Source organism: Ruegeria sp. BE9 (assembly GCF_056538765.1).
In genome coordinates, this window is record NZ_JBQFTS010000001.1 from 408135 (window position 1) to 428753 (window position 20619).

The following is a 20619-nucleotide window of genomic DNA, read 5'->3' on the forward strand; positions in this document are numbered from 1 at the left end:
CCGCAGGGATGTCACTGGAAGACTCAAGTAAGTACGTCGATGAGGCGTTTACCACCCCGGAACTAAAGGGGGTTTCGTACGAAAATACGTTCGGAGGCGCGGTTTCATTTCTTCGCCGTTTGTACACCAAGGACCTGAGCGGGGTGGATATTGCAGTAACAGGTATCCCGTTCGATCAGGCCGTCACAAACCGGCCGGGCACTCGTCTGGGGCCGCGGGCCATTCGCGAAGCCAGCACGCTGCAATCTCCGGATGAGCCTTACGGATGGCCTTTCAAAGCGTTGTCCGAGCTTGCCATTATTGATTATGGCGACCTGGCCTTTGACTATGCCAATATCCCAGCCTTTCCGGATACGCTGACCGACCATATACGCACCATCCTTGCGGAAGACGTAGCCTCGGTTGCGTTGGGTGGGGATCACTACGTTAGCTTTCCAATCTTGAAAGCCTACGCTGAGAAGTACGGTCCAATGTCCCTGCTGCAATTTGATGCACACACTGACACATGGGCAGACGACAATTTGGATCGCGTTGATCACGGCACGATGTTTTACAAGGCAGTGAAATCGGGAATCGTGGACCCGAAGCGGTCTGTTCAGGTTGGCATCCGCACAACGAACGAAGACACTCTGGGCGTTAACATCATCGATGCTCGCGAGGTCTACGAAAGCGGCCCCGCAGCCGTGGCGCAAAAGATCAAAGGGATATTGGGTGATAACCCGGTCTATTTGAGCTTCGACATCGATGGTCTGGATCCGGCCTTTGCCCCCGGCACCGGAACCCCAGTTTGGGGTGGGCTGACGTCGATACAAGCACAGATCATCCTGCGGGATATCGCCGGTATCAACATAAAGGGCGGAGATGTGGTCGAGGTTTCACCTCCTTATGACACATCCGGAGCAACGGCGATTGCTGGTGCCCATGTGGCCACTCAGATCATCTGTCTGCTTGGATGGAATAAGCTTGTACCGGCTTAACCTTTGGTTAGGCATATCTTCGGTATCTGCTTGTCAAAGAACATAGATGGGGAGCAGTCATGACGGACTTCAATCAACCGATCAGCGGCAATGATCTGGCTCGTTTTTCGGGGCCAAACACATTCATGCGGCTACCGCAGGCGGACTCCCTAGCCGGGCTGGATGTCGCCGTATTAGGCATTCCGATGGATATCGGGACATCGTGGCGCTCGGGAACTCGCTTTGGGCCAAAGCAAATTCGCAGTGAAAGTGCGATGATCCGGCCGTATAACATGGCTACTTTTGCGGCACCTTTTGATAGCCTTCAAATTGCGGACATCGGCGATCTGGCGATCAATACATTCTCGCTTGCCGACAGCCTGAGGATCATCAAAGAAAGCTATGATGCCATTCTGGCGCAGAGGGTGACGCCCGTTGCGATGGGCGGTGATCACTCAATCACCCTGCCAATTCTGCGGGCGATTGCGGCTAAGCACGGCCCCGTGGCTTTGGTCCATGTGGATGCCCATGCTGACGTGAATGATGAGATGTTTGGCGAGCGTGAAACCCACGGCACTGTCTTCCGCCGCGCCTACGAAGAGGGTTTGATCGTTCCCGACAAAACATTCCAGATCGGCATTCGTGGATCAGGTTATGCATCGTCGGATTTCACCGAGGCCAAGGATTGGGGGTTCCGGCAGTTCCCGGCGTGGGAATTGTGGCAGCAGAACCTGACAGAGATTGGGTCGCAAATTCGGAAAACGGTAGGAGAGCACCCCACCTACATCACATACGATATCGACAGCCTTGACCCTTCCTTTGCGCCTGGGACTGGTACGCCAGAAATCGGAGGTCTGACGACCCCGCAAGCTCTGCAGCTGATTCACGCGCTAGGTGGATTGAAGGTAGTGGGTTGCGATTTGGTCGAAGTATCTCCGCCCTATGACACATCGGGCAACACGGCGCTGACGGCTGCGAACTTGTTGTTCGAACTTCTGTGCATTCTACCCGGAGTGACGTCACGGTAGGGGGATTGGCGTCTTGCTGGACGTGATGATCCGAATAAAGTTCCTGAAAAGAATGGTTTCGGGATGAAGAAAATGGTGCTTTGGCTAATCGGCGGTCTGATTGTGGCGCTGGGTGTCTATATCCGTATTGCACCATCTGATCCTGACGTATGGCATGTGGCACCAGTAGGAGAAACCGATCTGGACATGCAAGGTGGTGTTGTGCGGGTCGTCAAAACTGGGTCAGATGGTCTTGCGAGGCTGGATGCAGTTGCCCGTGCAACACCTCGCACCCGGGTTCTGACCGGGAGTGTTGGTGAGGGAATGGTTACCTATGTTACCCGAACCAAAGTAATTGGATTTCCCGATTACACCACTGCGCAACAAGATGGTGATGTCCTGCTGGTGCATGGCCGTTTGCGGTTTGGGAGATCAGATTTTGGGGTAAACAGAAACCGTGTTGATGGGTGGCTGGCTGCCCTGCAGCCCTGAGGAAAGACACCCTTCCTGCACTTCACGCCACATTGGTACATTCAGTGACATCTGACATTGGGCTGTAAACATTCGTCCATCGACCTGTAGGCAGATCATCTCACCCAGTTCTATTCGCGACCCGGATTTGTCGGTGCAATAGCAGTCCTGAACCTTGCCTCCGGGGCCGACCACGTCAGCCAGGGCAGGGGCAGTACATAGCATTAAAGCAAGTGCCAATCGTTTCATAAGCGCAAGCTTAGCACAGGGTCAGCCCTTGACCAAAGCCGCGGATTGATAGACACCGCGCGGATGATCCCCGAAGAACGCCTAGAACAGATCACCCAGCGATTCCAATACCTCGAAGCTGCCATGGCTGATGGCGCGTCGGGCGGGGACATAGCTGTGCTTGCCAAAGAATATTCGGATCTCAAGCCTGTGGTGGACCAAATCATGGCGTGGCGCCAATTGGTTTCGGATTTGGCAGAAGCCGAGTTGATGTTGGCCGACCCGGATATGAAGGAGTTGGCAGAAGAGGAAATTCCTGAACTGCAGTCACGCATCCCCGAAGCTGAGCATGCGCTGCAACTGGCTCTATTGCCCCGTGATGAGGCCGACGCACGACCTGCCATGCTGGAAATTCGACCCGGCACCGGAGGAGATGAGGCTGCGCTGTTCGCGGGTGATCTTCTACGGATGTACCAGCGCTATGCCGAAGGGCGCGGATGGCAATTTGAGATTATCGAAGAGCAGGCATCAGACTTAGGTGGCATCAAAGAGGTCGTGGCCCACATCAAAGGCGACAACGTTTTTGCCCGTATGAAATATGAGTCGGGTGTGCACCGTGTTCAGCGCGTTCCCGAAACCGAAAGTGGCGGTCGCATCCACACGTCTGCCGCGACTGTAGCGGTCCTGCCCGAGGCCGAAGATGTGGACATACAAATCGACGCGAATGATATCCGCATCGATACGATGCGCAGCTCTGGTGCCGGTGGACAGCACGTGAACACCACTGACTCGGCTGTGCGGATTACGCACCTTCCGACTGGGTTGGTTGTCACAAGCTCTGAGAAATCTCAGCACCGCAACCGCGAAATCGCCATGCAGGTTCTCAAGACACGTCTTTACGATCTTGAACGCCAGCGGATTGACAGTGAACGTTCAGCTGATCGTGCCAGCCAAGTAGGGTCTGGCGATCGTTCCGAACGTATTCGCACTTACAATTTCCCACAGGGACGCATGACTGATCACCGCATTAACCTGACGCTCTACAAGCTGGATCAGGTGATGCAGGGTGACCTGGATGAAGTGATCGACGCGCTGACAGCAGATGATCAGGCTCGTTTGTTGGCTGAGATGGCGCAATGATCGGTGCTTTGACAGCTGCGCAAGCAATGGTCGCCGCAACAGCGCGTCTGCGGGCTGCTGGTGTTGCGGACCCTGCGCGAGACGCGCGGGTGCTGTTGGCGCACGCGGCGCGTATTGAAGCGAGCCGGGTAACGCTAATTGCGCCCGAGGAACTTTCGCCAGAAATAGCAGAGCGCTATGACCAGCTAATTTCCCTGCGGGCCATTCGGGTGCCAGTGTCGCACCTCTTAGGCGAGCGTGAGTTTTACGGCCGCCGTTTTCGTGTAAGCCGAGACGTTCTGGACCCGCGTCCTGAGACCGAAACACTGATTGAGGCTGCACTAAGTGAGCCCTTCGATCATGTGTTGGATCTGGGTGTGGGCTCTGGTTGCATACTGATCACTTTGTTGGCCGAGCGCGCCAGCGCCGCTGGAATTGGCGCTGACTTAAGCGAAGCCGCCTGTTTGCAAGCCAGCGCCAACGCCATTCAGCATAAAGTTGAGGATAGGGCGGAAATCATAAAATCCAACTGGTTTGACGACATTGATGGTCAATTTGATCTCATTGTTTCCAATCCGCCCTATATTTCTCTAGCAGAGTTAGCGGAACTTTCTCCAGAAGTACGCGAGCACGAGCCCCGTATGGCTTTGACCGACGAAGGTGACGGGCTGGGTGCCTATCGTCGAATCGCGGCAGGGGTGCCTGATTTCCTCATGCCCGGAGGGCGGTTGCTGGTTGAAATTGGCCCGACACAAGGAGCAAGCGTAGCAGCCCTATTTCAGGCAGCAGGCTTGGCCAAAACGCGCGTTATTCAGGACCTCGATGGTCGGGATCGTGTCGTTTTTGCCAGAATGCCGTAGAAATACGGGGGTTCTGAGGCCGAAAAGCGCCGATTGATGTAAAAAAGCTGCGAAATAATGGACAAACCTCTTGTCTGTAGGCGCAGGACATGTTTACTCAGGATTAGTCGGAGAGGTTGACGCTGCTTCAGCGGGCCCCTGACGCCAAGCCCAAAAAAGTCGACATCGCGTCACGGCTAATGCCTCTGAGCAGTGCAGGACGCGGGATGATCGGCATCGAATGACAAGGCTGACGTAAAGTAAGATGAGATCTTCCAAATCCCGCTCACGGGCCAAGAATAACCGCAATCGTCCTTCAGGCGGCAACGTTGTAAATCGGGTTTTTGATAGCTCGGGACCTGAAGGCAAGGTGCGTGGTACGCCCCAGCAGATCATAGATAAATATAACCAGCTGGCGCGCGACGCTCAGTTGTCGAACGATCGCGTGGCCGCCGAAAACTTTCAGCAGCACGCGGAGCACTACCTGCGTTTGCTGAGCGAAGCGCAACGCGAGATCGAAGCGCGTCGCGAAGAGCAAGAGCGCCAAAACCGCGAACGACAGGCCGAGCGTGACCGAGAGCGCGCCGAGCGTCAGGAACGCGAAGCTGCGCGTCAGGCCGATCCGGCTGAGGCACCTCAGCCCGACGTAATGGACTTTGGGGCCGAGGCTTCGACGCCTGAATCCGGTCTGGTTGAAACTCCGGAAAGCAAAGATGCAGCACCGGCGGCAGAGGCACCGGAAAAGAAAGAGAAACCTGCTCGTCGGCCGCGTGCGCGAAAGCCTAAGGCTGCTCCTACCGAGGATGCGCCAAAGACAGACGGCGACGCACCGGAAGCAGCCGAATAGTTACGGCAGAAATGACTTACGAAAAGCTCTGGCGAGTTCGCCGGAGCTTTTTTCTTTAATAGACCCTCGCTCAGGCCCCACGCAAACGAGGCGTCTGTGGTTGGCTAATTGTTGGGTCGGAACTCGCCTCTACTTCGGACATCTTCTTAGGCTGGCGTCCATTTTTTCTCTGCGAAAGTTGGAAGAAGTTTTGGCGTCTTAAATAACGCCTGTACTTTGTTTTCAAATCGTCTTGTTGAACTTCACCGCTGATGGTTATCGGCAAGTCTAACTGCCACAGCGCCTGATAGTCTCCGTTGCGCCGCAGTATAATCTTGACCCGTATGAGGCCGTTGCGTGCGCGAGTATAATTTCGTTTGAAATAACAACGTATTCAAAGCCGATGTCGAAAGTGAAGCCAGTTTTTCATCAATGATTTTAGATTGCCAGGCACAAAGTTGCAGCTGTGTTCCTGGCCTGACGCAAGTGCAGGTGCCGCCTTACCAAGAATGAAAGTGGTGATGGGCTAAGGAATAATTTTTAACGGTATTTACTAAAAAAATTGCCTGTTTCAGAATGCAAAAAGCCGTTTCTAACCAGCGATAGAGCGCGCCAACGCGCAAAACGCCTCAAGCGGGACTTGTTCCGCGCGTTCTGTCGGCTGGATGCCGGACGCTAGCAAGCGATCTTCGATATCCGGGGTGATACCTTTCAACGAGGCGCGCAGCATCTTTCGACGTTGGTTGAAGGCAGCAGCCACAACGCGTGAGAGGATTGCAGCATCAGCGGGATACCGGGGCTCGGGCAGGGCAGTCAGGTGGACCACCGCGCTGGAAACCTTGGGTGGCGGAGTGAATGCGCCGGGTGGAAGAGACATCGCAATACGAGCCTCGGACCGCCATTGGGCAAGGATAGCCAGACGACCATAAGCCTTGCTGCCGGGTTGGGCGACAATTCGTTCGGCAACCTCTCGCTGAAACATTAGTGTCAGGCTTTGCCAAAAGGGTGGCCATTCAGGAGGGGTTAGCCAGCGCACCAATAGTTCTGTGCCAACGTTGTAAGGCAAGTTGGCCGCGATACGGATCGGCGGTGTTAGGTGCTCCTGCGGGTCGATTTCCAGCGCATCGCCGTTGATCACCTCAAGACGCCCGGGATAGGCCGATGCAATGTCGTTTAGGGCGGCGATGCAGCGCGTGTCTTTTTCGACCGCTACGACCTTCCGCGCGCCTTCTGAAAGCAGTCCTCGGGTCAAGCCTCCAGGGCCGGGGCCAATTTCCAGAACGTCGCAGTTCGTCAAGTCTCCGGCCTGACGTGCGATTTTGGCTGTCAGGTTCAGATCGAGCAAAAAGTTCTGCCCCAGCGACTTTCGCGCCGAAAGCTGATGCGTCGCGATAACTTCGCGTAAGGGGGGCAGGGTGTCGATTGCGCTCATGATCCGTCTACCGTGGCGCGGTTTTGTAGCTGTGCGCCAGTGATTTCTTACTTTGGGCCGGGATATTTTGCGCCGGGTGAAGGATCAAGCGCTTTGTACCATTCGTTGGGCAAGTTTAAGGGCTTCGATCAAGCTGGTGGGGGTGGCGATACCTTGCCCCGCGATGTCCAACGCGGTGCCATGATCGGGCGAAGTACGTATGAAGGGCAAACCAAGTGTCACGTTGACGCCGCGGTCAAAGTCCAGCGTCTTGATCGGGATTAGGGCCTGGTCGTGGTACATCGCAATCGCCGCATCATAGCGAGAGCGGGCGGCGGCGTGGAACATTGTATCGGCAGGATGAGGTCCGGTCGCCGTGAAAGTATCAGTCGGCAGTCCGTTGATTAGATCGGCGATCCAGTCCAGTTCTTCACGCCCCATTTTGCCGCCCTCGCCGGCATGGGGGTTGAGCCCTGCGATGGCTATACGCGGATGTGAGATCCCAAACTGAGTGCGCAGCCCCTTAGCCGTAATATCGATTGTATCGCGCAGTAGATCAGGGGTCAGCGCGGCTGGAACTTCGGAAAGAGCAATGTGGATCGTAGCAGGTACGACGCGCAACTGTTCGCTCGCCAGCATCATGACAACGCGTTCCCGCCCAGCCAAAGCGGCGAGAAATTCGGTGTGACCCGGATAGGCGAACCCAGCGCCGTCAATCAGCGCCTTCTTGTGGATCGGAGCAGTACAGATTGCCGAAGCCGCGCCGGTTTGTGTCAGGGCGACGCCCTTTTCAATTGCGGATATGACCGAGGGTGCATTGGCTGGGTCTGGATGCCCCGGCACGTTGGGGGCGGGAAAGTCAAAGTGCAGTACCGGCAGGGCCGTTTTGCTGATTTCAATCGCCTCACTCGGCTCAGAGATGCGCGCGACCGGAGTGTCTGATGGCAGGTGTGTTGCGTCGCCGATATAGAAAAACGGACAGGTACCGCGCAGGGTCGACCACGCTTTGGCTGCAATCTCCGGGCCGATACCGGCCGGATCTCCACAGCTGAGCGCGATAGGCGACATCATTTTTCTACGATGGTCGCGTCGGCCCGAAGCTGTTCGATCAGGCTGTCTGCAAAGGCCTGCAAACGCTGTTGTGTCAGGGCGTTGGCGACATCCACGCGTGAAGTATCCTCGCCTCGGTCAACGGTGCGGGTGCATAGCATCAGGAACATCAGTGTCTGGCCATTGTTGCGCGTCAGCGCCGTAGAAACTTCGTTCAGATCAAGCTTGGCCAGTTCCAGCGCGACATCGCGCGGAATTTCCGAAGGGCTGGCGTCGATGCGTTCCAGTACTTCGGGAGATTGATTTTTGGCGATGCCATAAAGATCGTCGCAGGTGTCGATCTCTTCTTTCAGTTTTGCGGCCTTGGCCAATGTGTCGGCACTGCGACCACCCGGCAGGTAGTAGGCTGCATAATTGATCTTTGAATAGCGCGGAGTACCAGTCGCAACTTCACGCAGACCGCGCATTTGGAACAGCGCGATAGCATTGGGTAGCGAAATCGGTTGCGTGATGTCACCATTCTTAAGGCCCAGGATCACAGGCTGTAGCGCAGGCGGCAAATCGGAAAGGTTCAACCAATCCAAACGGCCACCGTTATTGCGCGTCGCTGCAGCCGAATACTGGGTTGCGGCGCTCGAGAATGTATCAACACCCTCAATTTGCGAGATTTCCTGAGCCAATGCCTCTGCCTGAGCAGCGGTTTGTTGGTTCACCGGGATGATAATTTCCGACATCAAAACTTGTAGGCCACCACGGCCAGCTTGTCCGAGTGCGCGGTTGACTTCTTCTTCTGACGGACGAGCCTGAGAGAGGAAGCGGGCGCTGATGTAATCCCGCCATGACAGCTGATCGGCAACAAAGTCCCGAACAGTTTCACGATCAACGCCGGATTCGGCCAGCAGTTGGAGGAACTGATCCGTTGACAGCTGGCCCCGAGCGGCGAACTCGTCGATGCCGACCTGAATATCTTCGGGGGCAACTTCGATGCCAGCTTCGCGCATGGCCTGTTTACGCAGACGTTCGTCAATCAGGGCTTTACGTACTTCCTCTTCGGTCGCGCCGGGCGCGCCCAGAACGGTCAGGAATTGCTGTCTCTGATCCAGTTCATACCAGGTTACGATGTCCTGGTTGACCTTGATCGCCGGGGAAAACAGGCTTTGCGACAGGGCCTGCGACGAAGGCAGAGCAACAATTGCTGCGACCAACACCGGGGCAACCGGTTTCAGCCAACCGGACCGAATGAAACTTGAGAAACCTGGAATCAACTGCATCTTCTCTTGAACTGTTGGCCGCCACCTTCAACGGAGTATCCCGTTAGGGCTACGGTAAAGCCGAATTCCGTCGAAGGCTCAATAGTGGATGATGAGGTAAATCGCCTGCTGACGGTCATGTTAACCTGTACACATTCATTTTGGTACGTAACACCCAAGCCATATCTGATTGGTTCGGCTTCACTTAGATCATAGCGTGCCGAGGCCCTGGTTAGCCAGTTTTGATCAACGTCGTAACGTCCCGTCAAAAGGAATTCCGAGATCTCGTCATCAACGTTTTCGGCGGGGTCGGGTTCTTGCCAGATATAGCTACCCGAAACACCCATAGTCCGCTTGCGCCATGCCGCACGAACTTCGGCTTTGGCGAAGCTGAAGTCGCCATTCACAATACCGCGCCCGGCCAGAGACCAACCGTTTGCAGTTCTAAGCTGACCCGCAATCAGTAAGTCCGATGACGTACCCTGCAAACCAGAGGTCAAATTGAAGTTGGGGTCGGCGTCTGCGCGGAACACCTGACCGATCGTGGCAAGTGCCTTCCAGCCTCTTGGACCATAGCGCGACCAGTTTACTCCGACCACGCCGGTAAGGCCGTCTTCACGGCGGTCCGGGGCCGGAAAGCGGGACAGAGACAGCAAGTTGCCCTGATCGAATTCCTGGAAGGTGCTCTCATCATTCGGCACGTCGGTGTCAGAGACGTGCGTCCAGCCGACCTGCGCAATCGGCTCCAATACTTGCCTCGCACCTGATGCTTCCAGTTTACGCATAGGGTAGCGCAGCGTCAGTGCTGCCCGCGGAGTCGACCGGGTGACTTGGCTGGGGAACGCGCTGTCGTGTCGAATGTTGAAAGTGTCAATCGACGCGCCCAGGCTCGCGTCCGCACGTAGTCCAGAAGCAAATGTCCAACTGCGCAGCCACTCTGCGTCAAAAGTCGCACGGGCAATGTCGCGCCCTACGACGTCTTCGTCGCTGGTGCGTTCATGAGCATGCCCCACGAATCCCAAGCGAACTTCACCACCCAGCGACGTGGGAAACAGGCGTTTCTCATAGTACAGGTCGAAAATCCTGGACGGGATTTCATCCTGATCTTCGCTGTCCCGCAGTGTTTTGTAGTGAATAAAGCTGGTGCGGAAGGCCGTGTCCCGCCGGATTCTCTCTAAGGCGACCTCACTGCGAAGTCGGTCGTAGTCAGGCAAGCCGTAGTCTGTGAGATACGAATCGTCTGAAGTCGTTTTGATGTCGAATGTAAAACGATAACCGTCCTGCAGGTTGAACCAACCATCGGCGAAGAAGTAACCGCGATCCTCACCCGATTGCAGATCATCGCGTGTATATGCGCCTTCAAGGCGGATACGACCCCGTTTAAAGGCTTGACGATACCGATACCCCAGTGATCTCGTTTTCGGCGAGACATATGGCGTCAGAGTAAGGTCTTTGTGATCCCCTAACTTGAAGAAGTAAGGCACCTTGATGCCGGTCCCAAGTTGCGAAGTCGTCCGTACAGACGGCACCAAGAAGCCGGTCGCCCGCTCCAGCGTTGGATCAGGCAGCCTCAGGTAGGGAAAGTAAAAGACCGGCACGTCCAGCAAGCGGAACTGCGCACCTTCAAAGTACAGTTGGCGCTCAAGCTGATCGTGCGTCACCTTGCGGGCCCGAATTTGCCAGATGGGGGGCTTGCCGTTTGCACACACGTGGCACGAGGTTGCCGACACCTTGCTGAACTGGGTGAAACGCCCCGCCGCGCGGGTTGCTTGGACTGATCCGATTTGAACCTGTTGGTCAAAGACCATGCGCGCGCCGATCAAAAGGCCGTTCTGAATGCCATCATCCAACTCAGCTGAGTCGGCCAAAATCGTAGTTTCGCCGCCCTCATCTATGCGGATCGGACCTTCCAGAGTCAGCGCCCCGGTGTCCTGATCATAGGTTATGCGACTAGCAGTGATTTTGATGTCGCCCTGAAAAGCTTCGACATTGCCTTCGGCAACCAGAAGCCTTTCTGGGGTGATGAACACTTCGTCAGCAACCAAAAGGGCAGGTTGGTCTTCCTGATCGGCATTCTGGGCAGCAGGTGCTTGGGACTGAGACTGGGCAAATGTCGCCGACGGCAAGGTCAGGGCGACAGCACCGGAAAGCAATATAGTGGTTAGAACGCGCATCACCCGTCCTCCGCATGCAGCAAGAGGCCGAGAGACAATAGAATGGCCGCAAAGGGTGGAGCCCAGGCCGCGACGAAGATAGGCAATTGACCGTTTTCCCCTAGAATTTGGGCAAAGTTGCGCACGAAATAGATCGAAAAGCCCAGCAGTACGGCTGACAGAACCGCAATGCCTGTGCCTCCAAAGCGCACGTGGCGCATGGTAAAGGCGGCGCCGATCATCACCATCGATACCAAAAAGAACGGCCGGGCAAGTTGTACTTGCAGCCAAACCTCATACTGTTTGGTAGAAAACCCCGCCTCGCGCAGGTCGCGTATCAGCTGGGGCAGATCGTATACAGAGACCGAGTCTTGTTGGCCCAGTGTGTCCAGAATGCGTTGCCGTGTCAGAGACGTGGGAATTTCCAGCTGACTATAGGCCTTGGCATTGGTTTCCGGGTTTATGTCGTCATTCAAGGTCCAGGTTTTCGCATTGTACAAAATCCAGTTTCCATCGACCAAGTCCGCTCGGTCGGCGTAAATCTGTTCAGACGGTTTGCCGTCGGATGAGAATGTGATGATCGTCACGGCAAACAGTTGCAATCTTTCGTCATTCGTCGTCCCGCGTGCATGAATAACCGATTGTCCGTTGCTGGACCCTTGCCGCAGCCACAAACCTTCGCTGGTAATGGACAGGGTCGAGCCACCGTCGTTTTTGTAGTTGTCAGAAAGGCGTTTGTATTCTTCGGATGTCGCCGCTGCGATTGGGTTCAGCAGCGCCACTGCCAACGTTCCAATTAGCAGGGCTAACAGAACAGGGGCCAAAAGGGCCCGTATGCCCGATCGACCGATTGCCCGTGTCACCACAAGTTCAGAACTACGTGCGAGTCCCACAAACAGCGCGATGGTAGACAGAATAACGAGCAGAGGCAGCATTTCGCTGATGGCTGCGGGCGTATTGAGCAGCGTCAGGTGTAATATGCGGCCAAAGGACAAACCGACCGAGTCAAAGCGGCGTGCCTGCTCGATCAGGTCGATTAGAATCAGCAGGGTCAGGAAAATCCCGCCAATGACCAGAAAACTCTGGATGAATCGGCGCGCGAAATAGCGGTCAAGGATCACGTTTGAGCCTCCGCCATGGCGTTAGCGGGCTGATTAAGCGTGATCATCAGGTCAGAATCACCACGGCCTGCGCGGATGCGCGACGGCTTATGCCTGCCCTGTCTCGCCAATTTGCTCTCCCCCGATCCTGCCGGAATTTTTGGGAGACTGTAATGCAATTGGTGGGCGGGGAAAACTGCTATCTGGTCAAGTCGTTCCGCGCGAGCTAGGTCTTGGGGAACAGATTTTGAGGAGTTTGCAATGAGCAGTCTTGTACCGATCGGTTTTCAAGCCTTTGACTTGGACGCAATGGCGCAAGCCGAAGGCCGTGTGGTTATCATCATTCCGTCTGATGGCAAGATGAGCCCGGCTGCACGTCGCGCCAACCGCCTGACACGTGGAGCGGTAGCGCGCTTGGTTGAGAGCGCGCGATTTGAAAAGGTCAAAACGGGCGACGTGATCTCGTTGGCATGGCCTGGTGGAATGGCAGCTGAGGCCTTGGACATACTGGTCTTGCCGCGCCGCCCTGACTCCGACGAGGCCCGTAAAGCGGGTGCAGCGCTTGCGAAGCTGGCGGGCGGCAAGGCTATGCTGGTCATGGCGGGCAATCAGGTTCGCACCGAAGATTTAGCCATGGGTATTGCCCTGCGCAGCTATGACTTTGATGCGCACAAGACGAAGGAATCGGACGAGGCCGGTACTGTCACAGTCAGCCACCAGAAGGCGGACGAGGTAGAAGCTGCATTTGCGCCCCAATACGCTGTTGCTGATGGCGTGCGGATGACCCGCGACCTGACTAACGAACCAGCAAACGTTCTGACCACCACTGAATTCGCTGACCGCTTGGTCGAGATGAAGGAACTGGGGCTCGAAGTCGAAGTACTGGAAGAAGACAAGCTTGCCGAATTGGGAATGCGCACATTGCTTAGCGTCGGGCAGGGCTCTGTCAGCCCGTCGAAAGTCGTGGTGATGCAGTGGAATGGCGGAGACAAGGATGACGCGCCGCTGGCTCTGGTCGGCAAAGGCGTTGTGTTCGACACCGGTGGTATCTCGCTAAAGCCAGCTGGCGGCATGGAAGATATGACCATGGATATGGGCGGAGCAGGTGTCGTTTCGGGCACCATGCGCGCACTGGCCAAGCGTAAAGCCAAAGCCAACGTCGTTGGGCTTGTGGGTCTGGTTGAGAACATGCCTTCGGGCAATGCTACCCGTCCGGGTGACGTGGTTAAGTCGATGAAGGGCGATACGGTTGAGATCATCAACACTGACGCCGAAGGTCGACTGGTTCTGTGCGATGTGATGTGGTACGCGCAGGAGCGGTTCCAGCCTGTGGGCATGATCGATTTGGCGACGCTCACCGGTGCGATCATCATTGGTCTTGGGCACGAGAACGCAGGCGTGTTTTCCAACAATGACACGTTCTGCGACGCCTTTTTGAAGTCGGCCAAGGCCGAGGATGAGGGCGCATGGCGGATGCCGTTGGGTGAAGCCTATGACAAGCAGTTGAAGTCACGCATTGCAGACATGAAGAACGTGGGTGGCCGTCCAGCTGGTTCGATCACGGCAGCGCAATTCCTGCAACGGTTCGTAAAAGAGGAAACGCCTTGGATCCATTTGGATATCGCGGGTGTAGCCTCAGTTGCTTCGGAAACCTCCTACGCCCCCAAAGGGGCCACAGGTTGGGGCGTTCGCGCACTGAACCGTCTTGTGCAGGACAATTTTGAGTAAGTACATGGGCGCCGTCTACTTCTACCACCTGACTCGCCAACCGTTAGAGCACACCTTGCCGGTGTTGCTGGACAAAGCGCGTCAGGCCGGTTGGAAGATTGCCGTTCGGGGCACCGATCCCGCGCGGATGGACTGGCTGGATGAAAAATTGTGGCTGGGACCCGAGGAAGGGTTCCTGCCGCATGGCCGCGCTGGCGGCCCACATGACGCGGCCCAACCGATCCTGCTGACTACAGGACCAGAGGCTGCCAACGAACCAACCTGTGTCATGGCCGTTGATGGAGCGCCCGTCGACCCTGAAGAGGTTGCTGCATTAGAACGGGTCTGTATCCTTTTCGACGGAAATGACGGAGAAGCGGTCCAGCATGCGCGTGGTCAGTGGAAAGCTCTGACAGGTGCGGGATGTTCTGCGCAGTATTGGTCCGAAGAGTCGGGTCGGTGGGAGAAAAAGGCCGAGGCTTAAGTCTTTGGCTTCAAAATAATTCTCAGGAGAGTGACAGATGGAAATGAAGCCTTTGGGCCGTACAGGTATCATGGTGACCGATCTTTGCCTTGGTACGATGACTTTTGGCACGCAAACCTCCGAGGCGGATGGCCATACTCAGATGGACATGGCCCTCGAGGCCGGGATCAATTTTGTCGATACCGCCGAGATGTATCCGGTCAACCCGATCTCGAAGGAGACTGTCGGCCGTACCGAAGAAATTCTGGGGAATTGGAACGCTGCAAACGCGTCTCGGCGCGGCGAATATGTTCTGGCGACTAAACACTCGGGTGCGGGATTTGCGCATGCCCGGGACGGCGCATGGATTTCGGGAGAAACGATTCCCGAAGCGATTGAGGGCTCGCTGCGGCGCTTGCAGACGGATTGTATTGACCTCTACCAATTTCATTGGCCGAACCGGGGCAGTTACATGTTCCGACAGAACTGGAATTACTCACCGTCCGGTCACAACACGAACGAAGTCCTGAACAACATGCAAGAGTGCCTCGAGGCGCTGCAGGCGCAGGTCGACAAGGGCAATATCCGTGCCTTCGGTCTGTCGAACGAAAGCGCATGGGGCACCGCGCAATGGCTGCGGATTGCCGAGCAGATGGGCGCGCCAAGAGTGGCATCGGTCCAGAATGAGTATTCGTTGCTCTGTCGCCACTTCGATACGGACATGGCCGAACTGAGCGTTCATGAGGATGTAGGGCTGATGGCCTTTTCACCTCTGGGGGCAGGGTTCCTGACCGGCAAATACCAGAATGCTGCTGTTCCCGAAGGATCGCGTATGTCTCATAACCTTGAGATGAGTGGCCGCACCGGAGATCGCACATTTGCCGCTGTCGCGGCTTATCTGGAGGTTGCGGAACGTCATGGCTTGGACCCGGTTCACATGGCGCTTGCATGGTGCCGGACGAGGCCATTCATGCTGTCAGCGATTTTCGGCGCGACCACTGTTGAGCAACTAGAGCGCATACTGGCCGGAAAGGACTTGCGGTTGTCAGACGACGTCGTGGCCGAAATCGGCAACGCACACCGCGCGCATCCAATGCCGTTCTAAAGGGCATACCGCCGAAATCCGCTCACCCCAGAGGGGTTCTTTCAGCTCAATACGGGATGCCTTTAGTGATGGGTCGGGTAGGACCGTTCGTGCCTCAGGTCGCGGGCGGAAAGTCCGTGTGCAGTGCGAAATGCCCGCGCAAAGCTGGATTGAGACGCGAACCCGGTCGCCATAGCAACGTCCATAAGAGGCATGTCCGTGTCTGACACGAGACGGCGTGCCTCCGCCAATCGCAGTTGCAAGTAATGATCCTGAGGCGTGGTGTTCAGGCGCAAGCGGAACTGCTGCTGCAATGTGCGGGAACTGGTTCCAAGAGTTTCGGCAATTTGTGCCAGAGGCAGTGGATCATCCAGAGACGATTCCATCAAAGTGTTCGCCTTGGCCGTCAGTGCCGTATGGCGATGGGGGATCCCGGTTCTGCTTTGAGGTTTCGTTGGTTCTGGAGCGTCATCGTATAGGAACAGGCCGGAAACGCGGGCGGCAAACCTTGCGCCGTGGCGCGCCGCGATGATGTGCAGCATCATTTCAATTGCCGGCATCGCGCCGCCCGAGGTCAGACGATTCCCGGACACAGTAAACCGGTCAGGTCGCACATCGACTTCGGGGAAACGGGCGGCAAAGTTATCCTTGTCTTCCCAGTGAGTTGTGGCCGAGTGGCCGTCCAAAAGGCCAGCCTCTGCCAACAACCAAGGGCCTCCGTCGATGCCGGCCATCGTTGCGCCAGTGCCAGCGATGCGGCGCAGTCCGGCCAATAGGCTGGGCGTCGCGTGGCGCACCAATTGGAAACCAGCAACCACGATCATCAGGTCACAGCTTTGCAAGCGGGCAAGTGGGATGCCGGGTACGGACAGTGCACTGGTCAGCATCGCGGGCGTCTCTGTGGCGGTCACATAGTCCCAGTCGAATGCGGGACGGTCTGCCAGGCGGTTGGTCGCACGCATGGGATCAACAGCCGACGCAAAGCTGAGCGTATTACACTCGTCCAAAACCAACACCGCCGTTTTCAGGGCGGTATGTTCGGGCTGAAGTATGTTTTTTGCGGATTTCATCAAGTTCGATTCGCATTCTGGCAAGTGTTTTCCCAAGGCTGCGTCAGACTCAGGTCAGAACGCAAATCGGAATCCGTGGAGAAGCCTGGGGAAAACTCTGGCAAAAGCGGGTATAACTTGGGGAGAACATCATGCCTTTGGAAATGAACCGTGAAGTCTTTATCACGTGCGCTGTAACGGGGTCGGGTGGAACGCAGGATCGCAGCCCGCACGTGCCGCGCTCACCGCAGCAAATTGCCGACAGTGCGATCGCTGCGGCCAAGGCGGGGGCCGCCGTGGTTCATTGCCATGTGCGCGACCCTGAAACCGGCGCACCCAGCCGCCGTTTGGACCTGTATCGCGAGGTGACGGATCGTATTCGCGACGCTGATGTGGACGTCGTCTTGAACCTGACCGCGGGGATGGGTGGTGACATCGTGTTTGGCGGTGTCGAGAGCCCATTCCCTGTGAACGAGGCGGCGACCGACATGATCGGTGCATCCGAACGGGTGGCGCACATCGCCGAATGTCTGCCCGAGATCTGCACTCTGGACTGTGGCACCATGAACTTTGCCGAGGCAGATTACGTGATGACCAACACCCCTGGTGCGCTGCGCGCGATGGGGCAAATGATGACCGACATGGGTGTTAAACCCGAGATCGAAGCCTTTGACACAGGCCATCTATGGTTTGCCAAGCAACTGGTAAAAGAGGGGATTCTGGAACCTAATGCTCTGGTCCAGCTTTGCATGGGTGTTCCATGGGGTGCACCGGACGATCTGAACACTTTCATGGCCATGGTGAACAACGTGCCTGATGATTGGACCTTCAGCGCCTTTGCTTTGGGTCGCAACCAGATGGCCTTTGCAGCAGCCGCCGTTCTGGCCGGGGGTAACGTGCGTGTCGGTCTCGAGGACAACCTGTGGCTGGACAAGGGCGTGCTGGCTGAGAACTGGCAGCTGGTCGAGCGCGCCAACACTGTCGTATCGAACATGGGTGCCCGGGTGATAGGGCCGCAGGAAGTACGTGAAAAGTTGGGTCTGGTGAAACGGGCGCCGGTGGCTGCATGATCCGAAAGGGGCTTGTTGCGCTGATCTGTCTAACCTTGGCTGCGCCAGTCGCAGCCAAGGGGTATCGTGATCGCAGCGTTCCAATGTCAACGGTACAGAACCTGGATGTCGAACGGTATTTGGGCTTGTGGTACGAAATCGCACGCTTTCCCAACAGGTTCGAGAAAGGTTGCGTCGGTGTCACTGCGGAATATGGATTGTTGGACGGCGGTAAGATTTCCGTCACCAACACCTGCCGCGAAGAAACACTCGATGGACCAGTTCGACAAGCCGTAGGGAAAGCAAGGGTTGAGGGGCCAGGGCAACTGTCCGTCACCTTTGTGCCGTGGCTTCCGTTCGCACGAGGGGACTATTGGGTTCTCGGACTAAAGCCGGATTATTCGGTTGCGGTTGTTGGTGCGCCCAAAGGATCCACCGGGTGGATTTTGGCAAGAACGCCAGACCTTTCCCAAGCGGACCAAGACTGGGCGGAATCTGTCCTCAAGAAAAACGGCTATGACACAGGACAACTGGTTTACGTCCTACAAGTCGAAGACCCGAAATAATTCCCTGCCTCAGGCAATGCAGGGTTCAGGAGTTTCTAAAATGAAAAAAATCGCAGCTATCATCGGTGGTGGCGTGATCGGCGGCGGATGGGCCGCACGGTTTCTGCTCAATGGGTGGGACGTACGGGTGTTTGACCCGGACCCTGAAGCCGAACGCAAAATCGGAGAAGTTTTGGACAACGCACGGCGCTCGTTGCCAGGGCTTAGCAACGTGCCACTTCCTCCTGAGGGTGCGTTGACCTTCCATGATGAAATGGCCGAGGCCGTACAGGGCGCCACATGGATTCAAGAAAGCGTACCAGAGCGTTTGGATCTGAAACTTAAGGTCTACAAAGGACTGCAAGAGGCTTGTGAGGCACAGGCGATCATTGGTTCCTCGACCAGTGGTTTCAAACCTTCGGAACTACAAGAGGGCGCCCTGCGTCCGGAACAAATCGTGGTGACACACCCGTTCAACCCGGTTTACCTGCTACCATTGATTGAGCTTGTGCCAACCGACAAGAATACGCCAGAAATGGTTGAAACAGCACAGGAATTGCTGAAATCTGTGGGCTTTTTTCCGCTTCACGTCAAAAAAGAAATCGACGCGCATATTGCCGACCGTTTCCTTGAAGCCGTGTGGCGCGAGGCGCTTTGGCTGGTCAAGGACGGCGTCGCCACCACGGAAGAGATCGACGAGGCCATCCGCATGGGCTTTGGCATCCGCTGGGCACAAATGGGCCTGTTCGAAACTTACCGTGTTGCAGGCGGCGAGGCCGGGATGCGGCATTTCATGGCGCAGTTCGGGCCTGCTTTGAAATGGCCTTGGACAAAGCTGATGGATGTACCGGAATTCACCGATGAACTGGTGGACATGATCGCCGATCAGTCGGACGCGCAATCTGGTATGCACTCGATCCGCGAATTGGAGCGTATCCGTGACAACAACCTTGTCGGCATGATGCGTGCACTCAAGGCTCAGAACTGGGGCGCTGGTGCAGTGCTGAATCAACATGACGCCGTGCTTAAACCCGGTGCGCTGCCAACTATGGAGCAAGCGGACCTGAGCCAACCGATCCTTACCGTGTCGCGTGCGGTACCGTTGGATTGGACCGATTACAACGGACACATGAACGAGGCACGGTATCTCGAGGCCTTCGCCGACGCGACTGACCGCTTCATGGAGATCATGGGGTGTGACGCTGAATATATCTCTTCGGGTGGCAGCTACTTCACCGCCGAAAACCACATCCGTTACATCGATGAAGTTCACGCAGGTGCAAAGATCGAAATCCGTACTCAATTGCTGTTAGGGCAGGGCAAGAAACTGCATGTGTTCCACAGCATGTACGAAGGGGAAAAGCTATTGGCCACCGGCGAAAGCTTTTTGCTACACGTAAGTCTGGAAACCCGGCGCCCCAGTGCGCCGTCGCCCGAGATTGAGGCTGCGATGGCCCGTATCACCGAAGCCCAGGCTAATTTGCCATATCCAGAGGGAGCCGGCGCTGCGATCCGGAAACCAGCATGAGCGGACGTGTTTTGATCACTGCCGGCGCTTCGGGCGTCGGACGCGCAATGGCAGAGGCATTCGATGCAGCTGGTGCGCAAGTTTGGGTGGCTGATGTCGATACGGCTGCACTGGACGGATGCCCTGCCAACTGGAACCGTTCTGTCGTGAATGTTGCTGACGAGGCTGCTGTCGCTTCGTTATTCGCTGAGATTGAGGCCCAGTGGGGCGGATTGGATACCCTCTGCGCGAATGCAGGCGTTGCGGGACCTACAGCTCTAGTCGAAGATGTGGCGCTAGACGATTGGCGATCCTGCCTTGCGGTAAATCTCGAGGGTGCCTTCCTGTGCGCAAAATATGCTGCTCCGATCCTTAAGCGACAGGGAAAGGGTGCAGTGGTTATTACGTCGTCCACAGCCGGGCAATATGGCTATCCTAACCGCGCGCCTTATGCAGCTGCCAAATGGGGCGTAATCGGCCTCGGTAAAACTCTCGCAATGGAGCTTGGATCCTTCGGGGTGCGGTGTAACACCATTTGTCCGGGCGCTGTTGAAGGACCCCGAATGGAGGGTGTTCTAGCCAGAGAAGCCGCTGCAAAGGGAATGACGCGCGATCAGGTCTACGACGGCTACGCAGCTGGTACCTCACTAGGAAAGTTCGTTGAGGGGCAAGACATAGCCAATATGGCCGTGTTCCTCGCCTCGGATGCTGCGCGGTTGGTATCTGGTCAGGTGATTGCCGTAGACGGCCATACAGTGAACCCTGACCCAAAAATCTAAGTCAGATCGTTTCGGGAAGAGCCTAA

At 56.3% G+C, this 20619-nt stretch carries 20 protein-coding genes; 13 read left to right on the plus strand and 7 right to left on the minus strand.

Annotation, left to right across the window (positions count from 1 at the left end; genetic code table 11):
* Positions 1 to 8: 8 nt before the first annotated feature.
* The 3 genes from speB (ACR0EO_RS01980) (at position 9) to ACR0EO_RS01990 (ending at position 2455) form a co-directional block, all read left to right on the plus strand.
* Positions 9 to 977 carry an agmatinase gene (gene speB, locus ACR0EO_RS01980; RefSeq protein ID WP_480686747.1) on the plus strand — a complete coding sequence of 323 codons (969 nt, stop codon included), beginning with the start codon at positions 9 to 11 and terminating at the stop codon, positions 975 to 977.
* Positions 978 to 1036: 59 nt separating this feature from the next.
* Positions 1037 to 1984 carry an agmatinase gene (gene speB / locus ACR0EO_RS01985; protein ID WP_480686748.1) on the plus strand — a complete coding sequence of 316 codons (948 nt, stop codon included), beginning with the start codon at positions 1037 to 1039 and terminating at the stop codon, positions 1982 to 1984.
* A 63-nt stretch (positions 1985 to 2047) separates the two neighbouring features.
* The gene (locus tag ACR0EO_RS01990) at positions 2048 to 2455 is read left to right on the plus strand and encodes a DUF1499 domain-containing protein (RefSeq protein WP_480686749.1); all 408 of its coding nucleotides are present in this window, start codon (positions 2048 to 2050) and stop codon (positions 2453 to 2455) included.
* Here the strand turns inward: ACR0EO_RS01990 and ACR0EO_RS01995 are convergent.
* Positions 2396 to 2683 carry a hypothetical protein gene (locus ACR0EO_RS01995; protein ID WP_480686750.1) on the minus strand — a complete coding sequence of 96 codons (288 nt, stop codon included), beginning with the start codon at positions 2681 to 2683 and terminating at the stop codon, positions 2396 to 2398. The two genes, ACR0EO_RS01990 and ACR0EO_RS01995, sit on opposite strands and share 60 nt — an antisense overlap.
* A gap of 63 nt (positions 2684 to 2746) precedes the next feature.
* Here ACR0EO_RS01995 and prfA point away from each other — a divergent pair, with 63 nt between their 5' ends.
* The 3 genes from prfA (at position 2747) to ACR0EO_RS02010 (ending at position 5467) form a co-directional block, all read left to right on the plus strand.
* The gene (gene prfA, locus ACR0EO_RS02000) at positions 2747 to 3802 is read left to right on the plus strand and encodes a peptide chain release factor 1 (protein ID WP_480688215.1); all 1056 of its coding nucleotides are present in this window, start codon (positions 2747 to 2749) and stop codon (positions 3800 to 3802) included.
* Positions 3799 to 4641, plus strand: a complete 843-nt coding sequence (prmC, locus tag ACR0EO_RS02005; protein ID WP_480686751.1) for a peptide chain release factor N(5)-glutamine methyltransferase — start codon at positions 3799 to 3801, stop codon at positions 4639 to 4641. The genes prfA and prmC overlap by 4 nt, the downstream gene beginning before the upstream one ends.
* Before the next feature lie 244 nt (positions 4642 to 4885).
* Entirely contained in the window at positions 4886 to 5467 is a 582-nt protein-coding gene (locus tag ACR0EO_RS02010) for a DUF4167 domain-containing protein (RefSeq protein WP_480686752.1), read from the plus strand.
* 571 nt (positions 5468 to 6038) lie between these two features.
* Here the strand turns inward: ACR0EO_RS02010 and rsmA are convergent.
* The 5 genes from rsmA to lptG all read right to left on the minus strand — a co-directional run bounded on the left by rsmA (position 6039) and on the right by lptG (position 12431).
* Positions 6039 to 6878, minus strand: coding sequence for a 16S rRNA (adenine(1518)-N(6)/adenine(1519)-N(6))-dimethyltransferase RsmA (rsmA, locus tag ACR0EO_RS02015; RefSeq protein ID WP_480686753.1), 840 nt, complete (start codon positions 6876 to 6878; stop codon positions 6039 to 6041).
* An 84-nt stretch (positions 6879 to 6962) separates the two neighbouring features.
* Positions 6963 to 7928, minus strand: a complete 966-nt coding sequence (pdxA, locus tag ACR0EO_RS02020) for a 4-hydroxythreonine-4-phosphate dehydrogenase PdxA (protein WP_480686754.1) — start codon at positions 7926 to 7928, stop codon at positions 6963 to 6965.
* Positions 7925 to 9178, minus strand: a complete 1254-nt coding sequence (locus ACR0EO_RS02025; protein WP_480686755.1) for a peptidylprolyl isomerase — start codon at positions 9176 to 9178, stop codon at positions 7925 to 7927. The genes pdxA and ACR0EO_RS02025 overlap by 4 nt, the downstream gene beginning before the upstream one ends.
* Entirely contained in the window at positions 9169 to 11331 is a 2163-nt protein-coding gene (locus ACR0EO_RS02030; protein ID WP_480686756.1) for an LPS-assembly protein LptD, read from the minus strand. Before ACR0EO_RS02030 ends, ACR0EO_RS02025 begins: the two co-directional genes overlap by 10 nt.
* Positions 11331 to 12431, minus strand: a complete 1101-nt coding sequence (lptG, locus tag ACR0EO_RS02035; RefSeq protein ID WP_480686757.1) for an LPS export ABC transporter permease LptG — start codon at positions 12429 to 12431, stop codon at positions 11331 to 11333. The genes ACR0EO_RS02030 and lptG overlap by 1 nt, the downstream gene beginning before the upstream one ends.
* Before the next feature lie 240 nt (positions 12432 to 12671).
* Between lptG and ACR0EO_RS02040 the strand changes: the two genes are divergently transcribed.
* Genes ACR0EO_RS02040 through ACR0EO_RS02050 form a run of 3 tightly spaced genes read left to right on the plus strand, consistent with a single transcriptional unit; the run spans position 12672 to position 15685 of the window.
* Positions 12672 to 14138 (plus strand): leucyl aminopeptidase, encoded by a 1467-nt coding sequence (locus ACR0EO_RS02040; RefSeq protein WP_480686758.1) that lies wholly within the window; start codon positions 12672 to 12674, stop codon positions 14136 to 14138.
* 4 nt (positions 14139 to 14142) lie between these two features.
* Positions 14143 to 14601 (plus strand): DNA polymerase III subunit chi, encoded by a 459-nt coding sequence (locus ACR0EO_RS02045; RefSeq protein ID WP_480686759.1) that lies wholly within the window; start codon positions 14143 to 14145, stop codon positions 14599 to 14601.
* A gap of 37 nt (positions 14602 to 14638) precedes the next feature.
* Entirely contained in the window at positions 14639 to 15685 is a 1047-nt protein-coding gene (locus ACR0EO_RS02050) for an aldo/keto reductase (RefSeq protein WP_480686760.1), read from the plus strand.
* Positions 15686 to 15747: 62 nt separating this feature from the next.
* Here the strand turns inward: ACR0EO_RS02050 and ACR0EO_RS02055 are convergent, their stop codons facing one another.
* A complete protein-coding gene (locus ACR0EO_RS02055) occupies positions 15748 to 16734 on the minus strand; it encodes a GlxA family transcriptional regulator (RefSeq protein ID WP_480686761.1) in 987 nt (328 codons plus the stop codon).
* A 131-nt stretch (positions 16735 to 16865) separates the two neighbouring features.
* On the opposite strand from ACR0EO_RS02055, the gene bcoG reads away from it, so the two are divergent.
* The 4 genes from bcoG to ACR0EO_RS02075 are packed head-to-tail and all read left to right on the plus strand — an operon-like array spanning position 16866 to position 20593.
* Entirely contained in the window at positions 16866 to 17783 is a 918-nt protein-coding gene (gene bcoG, locus ACR0EO_RS02060; protein ID WP_480686762.1) for a 3-dehydrocarnitine:acetyl-CoA trimethylamine transferase BcoG, read from the plus strand.
* The gene (locus ACR0EO_RS02065; RefSeq protein WP_480686763.1) at positions 17780 to 18328 is read left to right on the plus strand and encodes a lipocalin family protein; all 549 of its coding nucleotides are present in this window, start codon (positions 17780 to 17782) and stop codon (positions 18326 to 18328) included. Before bcoG ends, ACR0EO_RS02065 begins: the two co-directional genes overlap by 4 nt.
* A gap of 40 nt (positions 18329 to 18368) precedes the next feature.
* Entirely contained in the window at positions 18369 to 19835 is a 1467-nt protein-coding gene (locus tag ACR0EO_RS02070) for a carnitine 3-dehydrogenase (protein ID WP_480686764.1), read from the plus strand.
* Positions 19832 to 20593 (plus strand): SDR family oxidoreductase, encoded by a 762-nt coding sequence (locus ACR0EO_RS02075; protein WP_480686765.1) that lies wholly within the window; start codon positions 19832 to 19834, stop codon positions 20591 to 20593. Before ACR0EO_RS02070 ends, ACR0EO_RS02075 begins: the two co-directional genes overlap by 4 nt.
* Positions 20594 to 20619: the final 26 nt, after the last annotated feature.